This is a genomic window from Armatimonas sp. (assembly GCF_031410135.1).
Lineage (GTDB): Bacteria > Armatimonadota > Armatimonadia > Armatimonadales > Armatimonadaceae > Armatimonas.
In genome coordinates this window covers 1-16,666 of record NZ_JANNYP010000075.1, presented here as the reverse complement: position 1 = coordinate 16,666, position 16,666 = coordinate 1, and the positions used below count along the sequence as shown (strand labels likewise).

Annotated in this window: 21 protein-coding genes; 5 read left to right on the top strand and 16 right to left on the bottom strand. The window is 53.7% G+C overall.

Features of this window, described 5'->3' with window-relative positions; all coding sequences use genetic code 11:
• The coding region (locus tag RMO15_RS02785) for a hypothetical protein (protein WP_309707593.1) at positions 1-353 on the bottom strand (353 nt) is incomplete at its 3' end.
• 174 nt (positions 354-527) lie between these two features.
• Between RMO15_RS02785 and RMO15_RS02780 the strand changes: the two genes are divergently transcribed.
• The 4 genes from RMO15_RS02780 to RMO15_RS02765 all read left to right on the top strand — a co-directional run bounded on the left by RMO15_RS02780 (position 528) and on the right by RMO15_RS02765 (position 3,714).
• Positions 528-1,223, top strand: coding sequence for a hypothetical protein (locus tag RMO15_RS02780; protein ID WP_309707591.1), 696 nt, complete (start codon positions 528-530; stop codon positions 1,221-1,223).
• A gap of 44 nt (positions 1,224-1,267) precedes the next feature.
• Positions 1,268-1,513 carry a helix-turn-helix domain-containing protein gene (locus RMO15_RS02775; protein ID WP_309707589.1) on the top strand — a complete coding sequence of 82 codons (246 nt, stop codon included), beginning with the start codon at positions 1,268-1,270 and terminating at the stop codon, positions 1,511-1,513.
• A 197-nt stretch (positions 1,514-1,710) separates the two neighbouring features.
• Positions 1,711-2,766 carry a Fic family protein gene (locus RMO15_RS02770; RefSeq protein WP_369016066.1) on the top strand — a complete coding sequence of 352 codons (1,056 nt, stop codon included), beginning with the start codon at positions 1,711-1,713 and terminating at the stop codon, positions 2,764-2,766.
• Positions 2,767-2,982: 216 nt separating this feature from the next.
• A complete protein-coding gene (locus tag RMO15_RS02765; protein ID WP_309707586.1) occupies positions 2,983-3,714 on the top strand; it encodes a hypothetical protein in 732 nt (243 codons plus the stop codon).
• On the opposite strand, the gene RMO15_RS02760 is transcribed toward RMO15_RS02765, so the two are convergent.
• Both RMO15_RS02760 and RMO15_RS02755 read right to left on the bottom strand, forming a co-directional pair.
• Positions 3,692-4,117 (bottom strand): recombinase family protein, encoded by a 426-nt coding sequence (locus RMO15_RS02760; RefSeq protein WP_309707583.1) that lies wholly within the window; start codon positions 4,115-4,117, stop codon positions 3,692-3,694. The genes RMO15_RS02765 and RMO15_RS02760 overlap by 23 nt on opposite strands.
• A gap of 285 nt (positions 4,118-4,402) precedes the next feature.
• On the bottom strand, positions 4,403-4,786 hold the full coding sequence (locus RMO15_RS02755; protein ID WP_309707581.1) for a hypothetical protein: 384 nt from the start codon (positions 4,784-4,786) through the stop codon (positions 4,403-4,405).
• A gap of 896 nt (positions 4,787-5,682) precedes the next feature.
• Between RMO15_RS02755 and RMO15_RS02750 the strand changes: the two genes are divergently transcribed.
• The gene (locus RMO15_RS02750; protein WP_309707579.1) at positions 5,683-5,970 is read left to right on the top strand and encodes a hypothetical protein; all 288 of its coding nucleotides are present in this window, start codon (positions 5,683-5,685) and stop codon (positions 5,968-5,970) included.
• 76 nt (positions 5,971-6,046) lie between these two features.
• Here RMO15_RS02750 and RMO15_RS02745 read toward each other — a convergent pair whose 3' ends face one another.
• The 13 genes from RMO15_RS02745 to RMO15_RS02685 form a co-directional block, all read right to left on the bottom strand.
• Positions 6,047-7,705, bottom strand: coding sequence for a recombinase family protein (locus RMO15_RS02745; RefSeq protein WP_309707577.1), 1,659 nt, complete (start codon positions 7,703-7,705; stop codon positions 6,047-6,049).
• Positions 7,683-7,892: a hypothetical protein gene (locus tag RMO15_RS02740; RefSeq protein ID WP_309707575.1), complete on the bottom strand. Its 210-nt coding sequence runs from the start codon at positions 7,890-7,892 to the stop codon at positions 7,683-7,685. Before RMO15_RS02740 ends, RMO15_RS02745 begins: the two co-directional genes overlap by 23 nt.
• A 134-nt stretch (positions 7,893-8,026) precedes the next feature.
• Entirely contained in the window at positions 8,027-8,446 is a 420-nt protein-coding gene (locus tag RMO15_RS02735) for a hypothetical protein (protein ID WP_309707573.1), read from the bottom strand.
• Positions 8,443-9,033, bottom strand: coding sequence for a hypothetical protein (locus RMO15_RS02730; RefSeq protein ID WP_309707571.1), 591 nt, complete (start codon positions 9,031-9,033; stop codon positions 8,443-8,445). Before RMO15_RS02730 ends, RMO15_RS02735 begins: the two co-directional genes overlap by 4 nt.
• Positions 9,030-9,500: a hypothetical protein gene (locus RMO15_RS02725; RefSeq protein WP_309707569.1), complete on the bottom strand. Its 471-nt coding sequence runs from the start codon at positions 9,498-9,500 to the stop codon at positions 9,030-9,032. The genes RMO15_RS02730 and RMO15_RS02725 overlap by 4 nt, the downstream gene beginning before the upstream one ends.
• Positions 9,497-9,949, bottom strand: coding sequence for a hypothetical protein (locus tag RMO15_RS02720; protein WP_309707568.1), 453 nt, complete (start codon positions 9,947-9,949; stop codon positions 9,497-9,499). The genes RMO15_RS02725 and RMO15_RS02720 overlap by 4 nt, the downstream gene beginning before the upstream one ends.
• Positions 9,950-9,952: 3 nt before the next feature.
• Complete coding sequence (locus RMO15_RS02715) at positions 9,953-10,246, bottom strand: hypothetical protein (RefSeq protein ID WP_309707567.1); 294 nt, start codon at positions 10,244-10,246, stop codon at positions 9,953-9,955.
• Positions 10,247-10,442: 196 nt separating this feature from the next.
• The gene (locus tag RMO15_RS02710) at positions 10,443-10,811 is read right to left on the bottom strand and encodes an SWIM zinc finger family protein (RefSeq protein ID WP_309707565.1); all 369 of its coding nucleotides are present in this window, start codon (positions 10,809-10,811) and stop codon (positions 10,443-10,445) included.
• 139 nt (positions 10,812-10,950) lie between these two features.
• Positions 10,951-11,322, bottom strand: coding sequence for a hypothetical protein (locus RMO15_RS02705; protein WP_309707563.1), 372 nt, complete (start codon positions 11,320-11,322; stop codon positions 10,951-10,953).
• Between the two features lie 16 nt (positions 11,323-11,338).
• Positions 11,339-12,376, bottom strand: a complete 1,038-nt coding sequence (locus tag RMO15_RS02700; RefSeq protein ID WP_309707561.1) for a DUF932 domain-containing protein — start codon at positions 12,374-12,376, stop codon at positions 11,339-11,341.
• Positions 12,377-12,850: 474 nt separating this feature from the next.
• Positions 12,851-13,234, bottom strand: a complete 384-nt coding sequence (locus tag RMO15_RS02695) for a nuclear transport factor 2 family protein (RefSeq protein ID WP_309707559.1) — start codon at positions 13,232-13,234, stop codon at positions 12,851-12,853.
• Between the two features lie 129 nt (positions 13,235-13,363).
• A complete protein-coding gene (locus tag RMO15_RS02690; RefSeq protein WP_309707557.1) occupies positions 13,364-15,049 on the bottom strand; it encodes an IS1182 family transposase in 1,686 nt (561 codons plus the stop codon).
• A gap of 647 nt (positions 15,050-15,696) precedes the next feature.
• Positions 15,697-16,365 carry a hypothetical protein gene (locus tag RMO15_RS02685; RefSeq protein WP_309707555.1) on the bottom strand — a complete coding sequence of 223 codons (669 nt, stop codon included), beginning with the start codon at positions 16,363-16,365 and terminating at the stop codon, positions 15,697-15,699.
• Positions 16,366-16,666 lie beyond the last annotated feature (301 nt).

The following is a 16,666-nucleotide window of genomic DNA, read 5'->3' as shown; positions in this document are numbered from 1 at the left end:
GCTAGGCTGAAGAGGAAGCTGAGTCGTCGAACGTTCCAGTCCTCACCTTGATCAATGAGCTGGATCAGCTCCTCACGCTCCTCTGGATTAAGCGGAGTGGTTCTCTGGCGCACCTCCAGGGCATTGCGTCGCTTCCAGTAGTCGGGGCCAAGCTCGGCGTAGAGATCTTGGATGGCCTGCATTTCTTGGGTGGTGGGCGATACCGCCGCGACGTTCTCCTGTTCGGCGATGCGCTTGAGGGCGAAGGCCAGTGTTCTACTCTTGGAGAGTCCGAGCTTATGGGAGAGGGCATCCAGGAGCCCTTCTTCATCGGGTGTTGGTCTGTAGGAGACAATGGTTCTGGAGCTGGGCATGATAATCGTATTCTACCGTGAATCTAAAGTGAAAGCACCGTAGAATCGTGAAAGCACGATGAACGACTTCCTACACCTCGTCGAAGCAACTTGAGCAGTAGCGGGGATGGTCGGCGTCTCTTGACGCGGTGGTGATCGTTGGCGAGGATGGTAGTAATTCGTTAGCTGATCGCCATGAGCTCCTTGCTCGCCTCTCTTCTCTACGTTCTTGCTGGACTCCTGCTCGCCAGTGCTGCATCCTTTCTTTGGATACGAGAGCGTAGGTCGCTGCTGGTTTCCTGGTTTATGGCGGTCAGTGTCTCGCTTCTGGCTTGGATCACGACGCTCTACATGTACCAGTATGCACCCACTCCCGAGGTGGTATTACAGGCTGGGCGCTTCAACCTGGCGGCAACAGTCCTTGCCGCCTACGCGACGTATCGCTTCACTCGCGCCCTGGCACAGCACCCTAAACACGTTGTTGATTCCCTTCTTGGCTGGGGAGCGCTGCTCTTTGCGCTTGCCAGTGCCGCTACTCCCTGGGTGGATAAGGCGGAGCGCGTCGGGGACGTGGCAGGGTTTCACTTGTCGCAGTATGGATGGCTCGCTCCGGTGTATCTGCTCTACGTTATCGTGCTGCTCGTCGCGGCAGTCATGCTGGCCTTTTGGGAGCGTAAAGAAGGAAAGGTTAGTGTGTCCGTACGGAGTCAGCTCCTCCTGCTTGGGGTCGGCATCCCGGTTTCCGTCGGGATCTCGTTTATCACGAATGTGCTGATTCCACTGGTTTGGGGAAGCTACCGCTGGATCAATATTGGCCCGCTCTTGGTTCTGCTGGTAATGCCAGCCGTGGTCTATGTCCGAGTCGCTGGCTCATCGAGATCAAGCAGGTGAGTCTACACTCTTAACGCCTGATCTGATCGGTCATCCCGTATACTGTGTCCGATACAGAATGGGGGACGGTGAGAGAATGGGGGGATGGTGTGGAGGACGATAAGACGGAGAGAGACTATTTGACAGTTGAGCAGGCAGCGAGCTACTTGCAGCTCTCGCAGTCTTCAATCCGGTCCTATATCCGAGGCGGCCAGCTCAAGGCGTACCGCATCGCAGGGAAGCGTAAAGTCCTGATCCAGCGCGGAGATTTGCTGGCTCTTCTGGAACCTGCCCGCCCTACCGAACCTTGAGAGGCACTGATCCCTGAATAGCCAAGAGTGAATCACCTGGACTCTGAATGGCATGCACATCGTCGCTTCATGACGTATGGGAGTCGTTTTTTGACCTGTTGACAAATCTATCAAAATCTATCAAAATAAAGCGTGATCCATTATAAAATCGATTTATGTCCCAGGCGAGCCCTTCCGTTTCCCAAGAGAGTTCTCCCATCGTGAGTTTCGATACCTATCGCCCTAGCCAAGAAGTTCTGCGCCTTGTGGCGCAAATTGATGAGTTCAAGGGGGCTTGGCGTGCGCTACGAAACATTGCTCCAGAGCGCCTGACGGCTCTGCGGCGCGTTGCCACCATTGAAAGCGTCGGCTCCTCTACCCGCATCGAAGGGGTGAAGCTCACCAATGCCCAGGTCGAGCTGCTCCTGTCAGGACTTGAAACTCGCTCCTTCGCCTCCCGCGACGAGGAGGAGGTGGCGGGTTACGCGGCCCTGATGGAGACGATCTTCTCAAACTGGGAGCATCTACCCTTTACGGAAAATCAGATCAAGCAGCTCCATGGGATACTACTGAGGCATTCCAGCAAGGACGAGCGGCACCGGGGATACTACAAAACTCTCTCAAACAACGTCGAGGCGTTCGGCCCAGAAGGGGAGAGTCTCGGGATTGTTTTTGAGACGGCTAGCCCGTTTGATACCCCTTTTCAGATGGCTGAGTTGATCTCTGAGACCCGAGAGTCATTGGAGGCGGGACTAGTTCATCCGCTCTTGGTGATCGCCTCGTTCGTGGTACGGTTCCTGGCGATCCACCCCTTCCAAGACGGTAACGGACGGCTTTCCCGTGCTCTAACCACTTTACTTCTCTTGCGCTCAGGGTACAGCTATGTACCCTATGCCTCTCTGGAGAGTATCGTTGAGGAGAACAAGGAGAGCTACTACCTGGCGCTTCGGCGAACCCAAGGAACACTCAAGAGTGATACTCCTGACTGGGAGCCTTGGGTGACGTTCTTCGTTCGGACACTGCACACGCAAAAATCGAGGCTAGAGCGAAAGATCGAGCGCGAGCAGCTTTTAGAAGGTGACCTGCCTGAGCTCTCTCTTCGCATCTTGGAACTTGCCCGTGAGCGTGGGCGGGTGAAGAGTTCCGATATTCTAGTTCTGACGGGGGAGAAGCCAGGAACGGTTCGCAACCGCCTAAATGAGCTGGTGGAGCGTGGACTCTTGAACCGTCACGGCAAAGGCCCGGCAACTTGGTACACACTCGGCCTCTCGTAGAGGCTCCCATTCTCTCCTTGTTGAGCTTTGTGCAACGCTCGTTGCACAAAGCTTGCTGCTGGTTTACGCTACTTTCATAACCCAAGAAGGACGCGGGCAGTCATAGCTCTCGCATTTAACAGCACGGAAAAAAGCGTACAGATTTTCGATCTTTGTTCGGTTTGTCCAGCCAGTCCGAATGATCTAACCTGATAACGTTCGGTTAGGTCATGCGGAGTGAATAATTCTCTTGAACTAATGCGGGAGACATTAACGGATACGCTAATTGAGCGTATCCGTTTTGTGCGTATGGACGTACTCACATACTACTGGGCTAAAGGAAGGATCGATTTTGAAGAAGTGCTGGATATTAGTGCGGGGGGAGGTAACTTTACTTGTGCCCTGGCCTTACTTTCAGTGCTGGAAATGATGATTAACTTGCATGGACAGCTCAGTTGCTCGGATCTAGTTTCTAAAGAATCAAAAAAAGATTTAATTAAGCTACGGGAAAGCATGAGGCAGTCTGAATATGCAAGTTTGTTGCCGTTTGTTGTTATTCAGGCTGGAAAGTTTAAAGACTACCAGTTGGTTAAAGAGGATTTTTTTCTTGATGCAATTCAAGGAGGTGCAGTTTCATTTACTAAGTCAGACTATGAAGAATTAGTAGGATTGGGAAGAAATAAACTGTCACACTTATATGGACCACAATTGCCGATAGGAGCAGAATCAAAAGAAAGTGCCCGAATATTTATTGAAAAGCATGGCTACGAGTCAGTAATAAAAGCTATTCTACTTTCTACTCAGCCTGCCTATATTGCAGGTGGTTCGCTAAGTGTAGGAGGGTTGCTGAGAGATGTAATAAAAGTTGCTGAGATGATAGAGAAAAAGATAATGCAAACCGATGAGCAAGGGTTAAGTAGAGCCTTGGAATTTATGGAGATTGATATTACCTCCGCCTCGCCCCAATAGCTCCCTGCGCCTTGTAAAATAGCTCTGCGCTTACCAGTCCTTCTGCTCCAGCAAGTCCTGTCATATACACCGGGTTGTGGATCATTCCATGTATCGTTGCGCTCGAAAGTGACTTGCCTGTCCGTGAGGTAAGCCCTTTTTCGTATAAAGCATCTGCAATCTTCACAATCGAATACTTCCCACTGGCTGCTAGAGAGAATAACTCAAACACTAGCGGTGCTTTCTCAGGATCAGCCTCAACTGCCTTTCTTCCATTCTTAAAGACTTTCTGGTATCCGGTGGGGATTGTTCCAGTTACTTCTCCTCTTTCTTTCAGCTCAGCCATCTTCGCACTAATCTTCACTCCACGTTCAGCATACATCTGGTTGTAGTCTTCCATGGTCTGTACTTCGGACAGTTTCATAGGCTTCTAGGTATTATGAATACTTGGTGGGCTGAGATAGTTTCTTTGTTGATAGGCATAGGCAATAGCTATTTACGAGTCTTAGAATTATACAATGACTCTCAAAAAGAGGCCGGTTTACTGAACACCTCCAGTATCTAGAACCTATCCGTGATCTCCAAAAAAAGCGCGCACCTAATTCTGGTTCACGCGCACTTATGGGGACACGAAAAACGCCCCAAGCATATTGCTTGGGGCGACTTTCATTTTTGCTTACGCACCGATTATGGTGCTGGAGGCTGTTGCCTAGTCGTCGTCCGTCTCTCCGCGGTGGCGGATACCGGTAAGGGAAGATCTCCCTGCGAGCGGGTGCTCAATATGAATCTTGTCACTCTCTACTTTAACGACTTTAACAGTTTGAATCTCGCTGGTTTCAGTGGCATCCTTCTTCCATGTGAGGAGAATGCGGTCCACTTCTCCGCCTTGGTCACTGAATACCTGCCAGAAGTTGGTACCTTCCAGGTATAGTTCTGCACAGAGCATCATATCCGTTCCAAAGACTAGGTTGGGAATAGAGACTGTCACAGAGCTAGTGAGTTTCTTAACCTTCCCAGTCGTTATTCCTAGGAGTGCCGCAGAAAGTTCGGCGGCTAGAAGGCCTCGGATTAGTAAAAAGCTTACTCGTATCATTTTCTATATATTCTCCATCCGGCTCACCGGACTTTACCGCAGGTGGGACGGGCTAGATTTTTTTGGTTGTCCCGTACAAGCTACTTTCTAGTAACCTCTACGGGACAGCCAAATGAAAGAAAAAGAATTTCGATTTGTGAAGGTCGTCTCTAGAAATCTCTTTCTTGATGACGCCGGACTAATACACTATTTTGGTCTATTTGTCTAGGTGTATATGGCCTCGCCGGCTTGAATAAAAGAAGAAACCCCCGCCGCGACACACTGCGGCGGGGGTTTCTCATGATGTCATAATCATATCAGCTGCATCTTTCGCGATATGATTGGTTGTGATTAAGGCGGAATTGCAATCCATGCACTTTTCTTGGTCTCGGCTAGGATAGCTGCATTTAGCACTAATCACGTTTGGTATGCCCAATGTTCCTTCCTACCCGTATCCACTTCCAACTGCCAATGGAGAGTCTGTACTAAAAATGCAGCACCTCGTTAAAGAAGAATATGGTAAAGAACTCACCTATGCTGAGTCTAAAGAATTGCTCGAATCTCTCATGCGCCTTACCTATCTTACGAGTATGGCTCAGGTAATGCGAGAAGAGGGGATTGCTAAGTCGATTACACATAAGTAAGTTCGTTCGCCTCCCCAAAGGAGAGGTGTAGCTGTTCAAGTTGACCTTTCTGTGCTACAAGACTGGTGAAACTAAGTCACTAACTTGGTTATGTACTCCTATTGCCCCACCCAGGTAAGGTGAACGCTCTTCATTTTTCCTGGGTGGGACACGAGAAGTCAACTCCCACTCACGCCCCTTGGGGCAAGGAGGTTTCTGTTGGAAATTTCAACTAAGACACTAGTTCTATGTGCAAGGGCTGTAGCGATGCTCACTCAACTACCGTATGCACGCGTGAACCTTAAAGGTTATCGTCCTGCTGTAGTGCAGGCAAATAGGCGAATCGTCCATAAGCTTGTTCACGAGCAAAGTGGCGAACCACATCCTTTTGGAATAGCTCTTGTCGTTGAAGAAGAGCGGTTGATTATGGAGATTAGCAGCGTAAAAGTTCTTGACTTAACTGCGCCAAAACGTGTTACGAGATTGGCTAAATCTCCATCTAGTGATGGAGACAAGTGGCTGGAGATGTTGATTGAGCGAAATAGGCTCATTCTCATGCCTAATTACAAGCACTTGGAATGAGAAGTCTAAAAGAAAGCGTCCTTCGTGCCTACACGGAGGCGTTTTCATTTTGCTTAAGTAACGTTCGTTGACTGAACTACGCTCCCATAGTATGCTCCGCGTGAGTCCAGGAGGGGGCGGGAAATATTATCTGTTCGGTAGTGATCCACAGGAACAGACCGAACATATGTTCGATCTTTGTACGGTTTTCCCAGCCATGAAGAACCGCCCCCTCGGGGTCGGTTCTTTTTAAGCTTTCAGAGCCTACTTTTAGGGGTTCGATGTTCTCTGAAATAGGAGTAAATGCTCGGTGTAGATGAAGGAAAATTGGGTTAGGTTCGACCTCTACTTTGCCATCTAGTAGGCTGTAGCGAATACCAAGCAGGCGAGCAACTTCCCTGCGCTCGAACAAGCCGCCGAGCTGGAAGCGCAGGTGGGCCGTCTCGCAGAAGGTAACAGCATTTTCGACCGTCTCTCTCGTCCTATCCACCTGACCCTGAACCTTGCTTACCTCTCCGCGCAGGCGGCTTACGACGCCCTTGAGCTCGGCCTCTTTGGTCTGATAGGTGGTGGTATCGATCACTCCCGCAAGACGAAGGTCCAGCAGCCCTGAAAGACGACGCTCACTTTCTACGAGCGTCTTCGTTTGTTCTTCGTAAACTCCATCGAGCCCAGCAAACTCTGCCTTCGCCCAGTCGCGCAGGGCATCTCGCACCAGCTCGCCCATCTCCTTGGTGATGCTAAGACCAGCGAGGTGGCGATCTATCTCAAGCTCCAGTGTTTCCTCACGAATCCCACGCTTATTGCACTCACCAGCGGTTCGGGCGCAGTGGTAGTAAACGTAGTTGCCGATCCCATGGCGTCCTTTCTTTGTCTCTGCGGTAACGCCGCCACCGCAACGGGCGCAGCGAAGTAGTCCCGCATAGGGAAAGTCATGGCGACTGGTGCGGCGCTTCATCGTCGTGCCGCGAATATGCTTCTGCGCTTGTTCGTACTCCGCATAGGTGATCATGGGCTGGTGACTCCCCGGATGAATCTCTTCCTTGAAGAGGAAGAATCCTGCGTAGAAGGGATTGGTAAAAAGGTCATAGGCGCTCGTGCGAGAGAGTTTCCCACCTCCACTTTTGTGCCGCCGCCGCGTGGTGAACCCCCATTCTTCGTTGAGGATTCGATGAACCTCAGCGATGGTATGCGACCCGCTGATGAGGAGCTTCCAGGCCCTCTGGAGCGTCTCGAAGCGTTCAGGATCGGGCTGAATGGTGTGCTCGTAGGTATCGTTGAGGTACCCTTCGGGCGCGCGAAACGGTGCCCATCCCTTCTCGACTTTACTCAATGTGCCACGCTTGACGCTCTTCTTGAGATCCAAAATGAACTGGTTGGCGGTGCCGGTCTCGACAGCGAAGAGCAGGACGTTGTCCGAGGGCAGAAACTGTCGATCTGGTGTGTGAATGGAGAGCAGGGTTCCGTTTTGTAGCATCCAGGAGAGCTTGCCGGAATCGACGGGGTTGCGGGTGAGTCGGTTGATTGCCCAGCAGAGAATAGCATCGGCTTGGCCGCGCTCGATCTTCTTGAGCATTCTCTCAAATCCTGCACGCGCACCAGGGTCTTTGGCGGAATGGGACTCGCTGACCTCCTCGACAATGGTAAGACCGCGTGAGGTGGCTAAATCGCGGAGAATGCGAAGTTGATCGTCAATGCTCTGAACCTGGCGATCTTCAGACTCAGAGGACTTTCTAGCATAGAGGATGTAGCGCATCGTGTAGGGCGTTAAGCTGATGTAGTTGCGTAAGATAGACGAGGCGCATGAGCGTCTCCAGAAGCTCCTTGGCGTCTTTCTCGCTGAGGGTAGCACCGTAGTGCTGGGCATACAAGGTCTGCATGCGAGTGACGTGTTCTGGCGTAGCAGTGGGAAGCGGGTAGGGGTAGGTTGGTGTGGTTGGCATGGGGAAAATTAAAGTAAAAGAAAAGCCCGCACGTTGGTGTGTGTCCTCGTGCAGGCTGTAAGTTTTTATTTAGTAGATGGTCGCGTTCCGTATCTCCGCAAATGCGGAGATACGGAGATGCGTATTTACGGAAGTTACATTTTCGGGAACGGCTTCCCGATCAACTCCTCGGCAGTGACGCGTCCTACGCGCCGCCACCGAGGTTTGAAGAAACTGCCGTCTGGTTTCCTGTCGAACTCCAGGAGATCGAACTGTTCTGGGAACTGCCAGCGATCCGTGTGGGTGTTGTGCACTCCCCGGTTGGGGTAGTGCTCGATCACGACCGGAGCCGCATCAGGCTTTTGTAAGAACTCCCAGGCCAGAGTTGTCAGCACTTCGATTCGATTGGTGATTGACGTACCGGGATTGGATTCGATTTCAGTGAAGATCGCGATGGCCGGTCTGGGTTCTTTGGGCTGATAGAGCCGTAGGTAGCAGACCGATCTGACGCCGTGGTATCCCTGGTAGTGCCAGGGGCCATCGTAGATGACCTTGGCGGGTTCGGACTCTTTCAAGCTGCTACCTCATGGCTGACGCAGATGGGCTCCGCAGTCACCAACCTTTCCTGAACCGAGTAGATCACCTCCGTATCAGCAGTAAGCGATGCCGAAGGTGCTGGCGTCTCCAGCGACTCACCGACTACATCCTCGACCGCTTCACGGCAAAGGGGAGTCCAGTGGAGCAAGCGACGAGAGCGAACCGCAGGGGCATTGTCTGCCGCTTTGGGCTTCCTCTTGCCAACCCGTAGGTTTGTGGCCGGGCTGTTGCAGTTGGGGATGGTCTCCTTGAAGAGAACCAGCCCCAGCTCCTCATCGAAGTCCATCAGGATATTGCCCATCTGGTAGTGCCTTGCGGTGTAGTGCTCGATGAGCAGGAAATCCAGCTCGCTTTGCACGTCCTGCAAGCCACCACGGAAACCGGAAACGATGGTCTCCAGCCAAGGGCCAGTGGGAAAGTCGGGCACCTGGGGTGCCCAGCTCACCAGTACGACCGCTTCTTTCATTTCTTCATCAGGGACAGGTACGAAGACCCGCACCCGACAGTCTGCCTTACGCTGCTTGCTGTCCTCCAGCTCGAAGCGCTGATCTAAGCTCTTTTTCACGATTCTTCTCCTTCCGGTGCCAGGTGGAAAACTAGGCAGCCTTCCGCGTCCTCAGCGTTTAGCCAGTAAGCGGGAAGCTCGGTGACTCCCGTTCTCACAGCTTTGAAAAGTCGCATCCAGCAGCACAGAATCACGGTGCGATCTTCTAGGACAGCGACGAGGTGAGGCAGGGTGAGGTCAAGGCTCATGGCCCGATCCTCATCCATATCCTGTCGCCACTGCCTGCAAAGCTCCTCGGTGATGCCGTAGTTCGCCAAGACCAACGGGCTTTGTGGCCTGGTGCTGGTCGTGACGATGTGTGCGGCGTGCCCGACGTTCCACAGGTAGGTGTGGCCAAAGAGTTCTTCTCGGAGAATCACGTCGCCGAAGGCTCCGTACTCTTCTATCTTGGAGGCGATAAGCGCCTCTCGGTCTGTTAATGTCTCGTGATCAGTGACTCCCTGAGGAGCTAAGACTGCTGATTTCATGGCTTTTGCCGTCCTTTCTGTGTGTCCATCGGTGCCAGTTTCGGCTTTGGGGGAATCTTCATGACGAGAACCTGCTCGGCTTCCTGTAGGGTGAGCTCGTGGCAGAGTAGGAAGGGAATGCTTTCCATGACTGCCCGCGCCGCCCTATGCCAGCCGTCTATGAGGACGCTGGTTTCATTCCAGAACGGGACGAAGAGAATGGGCCTCGTCACGTCGGTGGTTTTGGCATAGTCCAGATCCAGATCGGGGTACTGCTTTCGCAGATACTCAACTGTCAGCCCGTGATCGCTCGGGAAAAACGTCATGGGCTGTCTGCGGCTGGCTTCTACCAGTCGCATTCCCGCACCTGCGTTCCAGTGCCACTCGCAGCCGTTGCTGTCGGTGAAGCAGAAGACTTGGTCGTCCGTGTGAAGCACGATGACTTTTGGGCCATCCTTAAGAGTGGTCATGGGTCAATACTCCTCGCGAATCATCGCTAAAGTCTCTTGCCAGCCTGCTGAGGTGTTAATCCAGAGGACGGTGCCATCTTTGAGCGTGTAGCTGGAGAGAACCCGACCACCACGCTTGATAGATTCCTCGTTGACCACTCGGTCGTCGTAGCACATCTCCGCACCGTAGTCGCCTTCCCGATGCCGCTTTAGTAGGTGCATTAGCTCCTCCTCGTTTCGGATCAGGGCCTCGACCGCTGCGGGCGTGACGTAGACTTTGCCCAGGAGGAACTTGATGGGGCGTTGATAGCCACTCATATCGTTGCCTCCAGAGAGCTTTTTGCTTCGTAGACGAAGGTCTTGCGCCTCTGCCTTTTCGCTCTTTCAGGGACTTGCCCGGTGAGTCTTCGCACGACTTCGGCAGCGCCCTTGCGGTAGACTGTGACAACCACGAGAGAGCCGGTATCGGCTTCTCGCACCGCCCAATGCCTGCCGCCCTTGTAACGCGAAATGGTCAGGAGAGACATAGCGGTACCTCCAGGCGTTGCTGGAGAACGCGAGAAGCGCCCATCAGAACCTGCTCGATAGTGACGGCTTGCCCCACCGCTTCCCAACGGGCCGTGCGGCGGGCGATCTCGATCCTCTGAGCCATGAGGAGCTTCTTCCAGCCCAGAACGTGCTTGCAGGAGTAGCGCCCACCGTGCTTCTCAAAGAAGGGACAGGTGCAGCTCTTTTCGGCGCGATCCAGGGTGTAGGTGGCTCCGTGCTCGGAGCGGATCAGGTGCAGGTTCCCATCGAGGGAGCGGATGCGGTATCCGTCCTCGAAGAGTCGCTGCGCTCGGTCGTTGACGTTGGCAAGTGTCCTCGCCTCGTCCAGATTCATGGGTAGGGTTCCTTTCGTAAGTAAAAAAGAGCCGAGCCATGAACTTCCCGTCGCCGGGCAGCATGGCCCGGTGATCTGGGGAATATTGAAACGGGTATTACCCCGGTATTGGTTGGCGCTTAGCGGAGCCCATCTTCGGCTACGCCGAATGAGGTCGCCGTTTGAGAAGATCCAGAATGTCTTGGAGCAGCTCGGGATTTGGAGCGCAGGGCGAAGCGATTCCTCGCACACCTCGGCACTCTTCAACGACCCGCCGAAGCATCAGGGAGGTCTCCTCAATGCTCAGGGGGAGAGGCACGAGCTCTCCGTCCTCAGGCTGTCCGATATAGTCGTCCAGCTCAGGAACAGGGACTTCGATCCGCCACCCTCTATGCGCTTGGATCACCTGATCCTCAACAAGCATGTGAACAACACCGAAGTGCCATTTCTCCTCGATCTCCGACGCCAGCCCCCGGAGGCGCTGGCAGACAGCAGCGAGCCGCTTGTCTATCGTGGGGGAAATAGCGCTCATACAAATACCAATCCTTTCACACGAGTAACCCTCCTTTCGGAGTGAGAATCCGTGAACGTAGCGCCTGATCTGCTCGGCTCTCGCTGGTAGTGTCGATAAGGACACTTGCCAGCGTCTCCAGCTCGTAGCGCCCTTCCACTGACAACCGCTGAGCGGCGTTGGTGACTGCGTTTACAAGCCCGTACAGCGTGTCCTGGTGAGTTTCGCCGTAGAGCCCGAACTTGATGTACTCAGCCGTCTGCTTGGAGAGTTTCCAGGCATCGGCCAGCACTTCAATCGCTTTTGCTGGGTCAGGTACGACCGTTTTGGTGGAGAGGATCATCTGCTCGATGAACGCCGCCGCCACAAGCCGAGCTTGCGCGATGGCATCCTGGAGTAGGGGCACGAACTGTGCTGTAGCAACATGGATATGCCGCTGCTTGAGCATGCTCCGTCCCGCGATCTTGCGCACCATACCGTTGGTGCAAACCTCACGGTAGATACAGGCATCCACCGTCACCGCCCGTAATCCAACCTCACTGTTTGCAATGTGGATCGCAACGATGAGCGGATCGCCGGGTAGGGCAAGCCGTGACATCCTTGGGTCAATGAGGCGTAGATGGAAGCTCTCGCTTGTCAGATCAAAGAGCTTCACTGGGTAGTTCATGCCTTCCAGCGCAGGCAGGAGAGCATTTAGGAGCTGGCGGTTATCGAGCTTCTCATAGCGAGCGGAGAGTACACCACGAACTGTGGCTCCCTTGGCGCGAACGGTCCACTGCTGGCCTCCATCGCCTCCTGCTTTCTTGCGCAAGTCTTCGGGGAGCCCGCGCCAATGATTAAATTGCGCGTCTTGTAGTTCTTTGGGACACCTACCGAAGTAGGCGGCGGGCATACCGAGTTTGGTGCAGGCTTGGCCCATCGCCCAGGGGGTGAGAGCAAAGCCGAAGCCATCGTCGTCCGCGCCGGGCCAATAAATGCGCCCGTTCTGCATGGATACTTCGTGAATGGGCACGAGCGAGTCGTGCTTACCAGAGTCGTCTGCGCTCACGCGCTCGCAGACTTCGTCAAGGTTCATAGGGAATATTTCCTTTCAAGTCTCCCCGACTAAGGGGAGGGAAGTGGATTGTGAAGGGGCACGCGGCGTGGGGCCTCTGTGGTTTTTCTGGAGAGGCGTTGCCTCGCCGCGCAGGAAGTAGCGTAAGGCAGGGTGAGGAAATCTCCAACGAGTGTTACATTGGGGTAAAAATAGGCGTTTTTATTGAGACAAATTAGAGACACTAATTTATAGATTTAATTCAATAAGTGATAATAAATAACTCTATTTACAAAATATTGTACCTGAATAAGGCGTTTTATGCGGTGTTACTAATAGTATTTGCAGTGGTAGTTTATCTGGCGGAAATGGTAGGTTTTGCCGTAAACTATATACATAGTCGCCCAGAAAGAGTGACTAAAAGCGATCCTCTCCTGTAAGGAGTGAGGTCGTTTTTTTATTTTTAGCCAAGTCACGAACAATCAAAGAAACGCTTAGTGGTTCAGGAGCGCATGGTTAGGCACCGAGGCCAGACGAGGGAAGTGGGCAAACTTCCATGGCTTGAATCAAATCATTCTCAATACTGAAACGATGCCCAACATGTTCGTCCGCAAGCACTGCTCCCGCCAGATCACGCACGACCTGATGCACCTTGACCAAGACCTTTCCAGCGTCCTCCGAGTAGAAGGCAATCGGCTCGACGTGCGGATTGATCTCGCTCCACTGCTCTGTCCAGTAAGCGCGGACTTCCTCAGGCCCACGGACAAAACCGCCTTTGAACGCCTTGGGCCATGCCACGTCGGGAGTCATCAGGGCGAGAGCGGCATCAATGTTGCGGGCGTTGAAGGCCGCATATGCTGCACGTAGCAGCTCGATTTCTGGTGCAGGTTGATTTGGCATATCAATTCAGTATACAACCCCGCGCAAGCCGCCAAATTAGTATTTCTGCCGCAGCGATCCTGACGATGATTTCCTGATCCCTACTACTTAAACGCTTATGTTGACTCTGTTGCCGAATTCTTTGAGCCTTCAAGCAGGGCAGGCATTCGCACTTCCTGGAGCAAGACGAGAGAATCGAGAAACACGAGTTTTGCCTATCTCTTCCCCACAAAGCCAACGCCAAGCACGAACCAAGTTTATCGCCGCAGCTGTGGCCACATGTTGTAGATGTGTCTTGGCTTGCCCCAGATACCGGGACTGGCGCAACCCACACAGGTGGATCGCTTGACTGTGGGTAGACTCCACACCCGCACGAAGACGATACTGGTTTAGGAAGTCTTCGGTCTTTTGACGCACTCGGGCTGCTCGTAATGTCTCGTACTCCTCACGAGAGGGAAGCATCAACTGACGAGACTCAGTTTTGGCACGAGTGCACTGAGAACGTAGTTCGCAGGGAGTGCAATCCACACGGGAAAATTGAACATGGATATGCCCGTGACGGGTCTTTTCGGTCTTAATTCGCCCCTCACGGTAGTCATACCAACGATTTGACACCTTCCCCGCCGGACAGGTCACCTTCTCGGACTCCCAGTCCACTTGAAACTGGTCTTTGTCCAGACCGCCCTCACGAGCTTGCCAGGAGGGATTCTTGGCAAGTGGCCCTACGATAGTGACACCGAAGTCTTTGAGGCTTTGCACCATCATACCAGTGTCGGTGTAGCCCATGTCAACCAAGTGCTCGCTGGGCAAAAGTCCCTTCTTCTTGAGCTTAGGATGGAGGGTAGCAACCATGTTTTCATCGGGTACTGTGGCGGCTGTGGTCTCCACATCAATGAGCAGACGGGGAGACTCTGCATCGCATGTCTCGGTGAAATGGACTTTGTAGCCCACCCAACCTGCAGAATACTTCTGGGCGAATCGAGCTTCAGAGTCGTAGGGGGAAGCCAACTGCTCCGCCGCCGTGGGTAACTCCTTGGAATCTTTCCATCGAGGTGGCCCCTCATCGTTGCGCTCGAACTGCTCCTGCCAGACTTTCTGAAGGGTTTGCACGGCTGGAATCTGAGAAAGTGCCGCCTCAATGCTTGCTGTCTGGATGCAGGCCAGCAGGTAGAAGCCATCATAACCCACTTGAACAGCCCAGGATTCTCGATCCTTATCGCCCCGAGGGAGGCGGAAGTTCTCCACCCTCTTACCATAGCGGTCGAACCATTGAGGGGGAGTGATGCTCACCAGCCAATCGGGGGCAATAATTGCTAGACTCTCCAAAGCTGCGAGCATGGTCTGCCCCACCTTTTCAAGACGGTTGAGCACCCGAACAGCGGCAAGAACGTGTGTCGAATCGGTGCGTTGCTTGCCTCCAGCTTTGAGCCAGCCCTGTTGCTTGAAGATCTCCAGCAGCGAGTCAAGGAGCTGGTCTTGTACTTTGCCCTCTAAAAGTCGTTGTCGGAACTGGCAGAGGACGGAAAAGTCAAAGCCTTCATCGTCAAGCTCCAAGGCAAGGGCATACTTCCAGTCGAGTCGGCTTCTGACAGCATCGGCAGCTTGTCGGTCAGTGAGATTCTCCAGGAACTGAAAAATGGTCACCAGAGCCAGCCTCCAAGGAGATTCAGCAGGCTGTCCTCTACTGGGAAAGAGCTGTTTGAACTGCTCATCGGTGTAGAGAGTGCCAAGTGAATCTCTAATCTTGAGGTAGAGATTTCCCTTCTTGAAGGCGGCTCTGGCGATCCGAGCGGTAGCTTCTGGGATCTCTGGTTGGGGCTGGTTTTGTAGGGACATGTCGAACCTCCAAATCCTCGATGGGAGTATTCTTTTGAGATTCGTCACCACCGTCAAAACGTCCTCTGAATTGGACAACAACGTCTAGACCTTGTTCGGCCCCAAACTGGGGCTCCTCGCTGTCTCCGATCCCTTGAGAAAAATGATTCTGAAATCGAGGGAACCTTGGGGCTGTGGGTTCATATGACTACAGCAAGAGGATCGCGCAGAGCGAGGCGACGAATCTCAAAAAGAATCGTAAGCCAACCACGCGATCCTCTACCTCTCTGCCCTCTCGGTGCTAGAGAGAAACCAATGGTGATGGATCGATCCATCATTTCCCAGGCCGAGGAGATGCTCCTCGGCCTGGTGCATTGGTGCCTCCCCACGCCACCACCTAAGCAGCAACATGGAGCCTAGTTGTCAGTGCCTCAGTGCCTGGGACACCCACTCACCCCGAAAGCTGCCCCATTCAAAACAGGCTGTCTGGCCCCATCGACAACAGGGCGCGACATGGGTGGGTTTTCGGACAGTTTTGGGCTTCCTCGAGAATTCGGCAACAGAGTCTATGTTTGTTCAGAGCCTTCCAAGAAAAATGCCACCCGAGAAGTGCTCAGGTGGCAGGAGAAGTTCAGGGGATGAGTCATTCTAATCGGGGCGAGGGGGGCTCAGTCTGGTTTAGCCTGTTCGGCGTAGAGAGGGTTGAAGCGAGGGATTGTCCAGCGCCTGGCCCAACGAACCGCGAGGGCGACGATGAGATCGGCATCACCACGCTCGTGCCATGCGGTGTTGGCTTCATCCAATGTCTCAAATGTGCCGCTCACTGCGATGAGCTTCCCGGATGGGCAAAGCTTCAGGCAAAGGGCGTACTTCCCAGCCAGGGCGATGGCTCGTTCGTGGGAGAGATGGAAGAGCTTGGGATCAGCTTTGCGTTTTCCGTAGCCATTCCAAGGTGGCTGGATACGCTTGGCCTCTTTCTGCTCCTGATGGATGGCGTACCCGAAGGCGACAGCGGCTTTCTCTTGGCACATTGCCTTGATGCTGGCCGCGTCTCGACCGAACGTATCACCGTGGTAGGCCAGCGGCAGCTCGCCGCAATCATGGCGCAGGCGGAAGATGTGCCACGTCGGACCTTGCCGGGTGTAGCGGCAGGTGCCTTCGGTGCCATCGGAGTACGTAACGGCGCACTCGTGCCAGCGCAGGTGAAGCGGGTTGTGACGCTTGACGTCCCAGGCGTTGGGAACGTCGGCGACGGCTCCCGTTTTGAGGGCGAGGGCTTTGAGATCCCTTTCCAGCTCGCCTGGCTGGAAGGTGGTGTAGCGGGGTAAGCGGGCCATGAGCCTGCCTCCTATCAAGTGGAGAGTCTCGGAGAGGAAGTATCCGAGCGCGAACCACGATAGAGAGAGGGAGCTGGAGAGTCAACGAGCGTTGCTCCGGTTGTAACTAGCGTTGCGCGGGTTGCTCGGCGTCCCGCAGGGGAACCTTCCTAATCGCTGGTGCTCGAAGCGCCCGGGCGTGACAGCGTTTATGCAAAGGGGTAGCCTGGGAACTACAATTCTTACCCACTCCGTGACCATCCTTCTTATCCTTGCCACGCTGCTTCTGGGCTGCTTTGCAGGCGTCCTGTTCGCCGCCGCC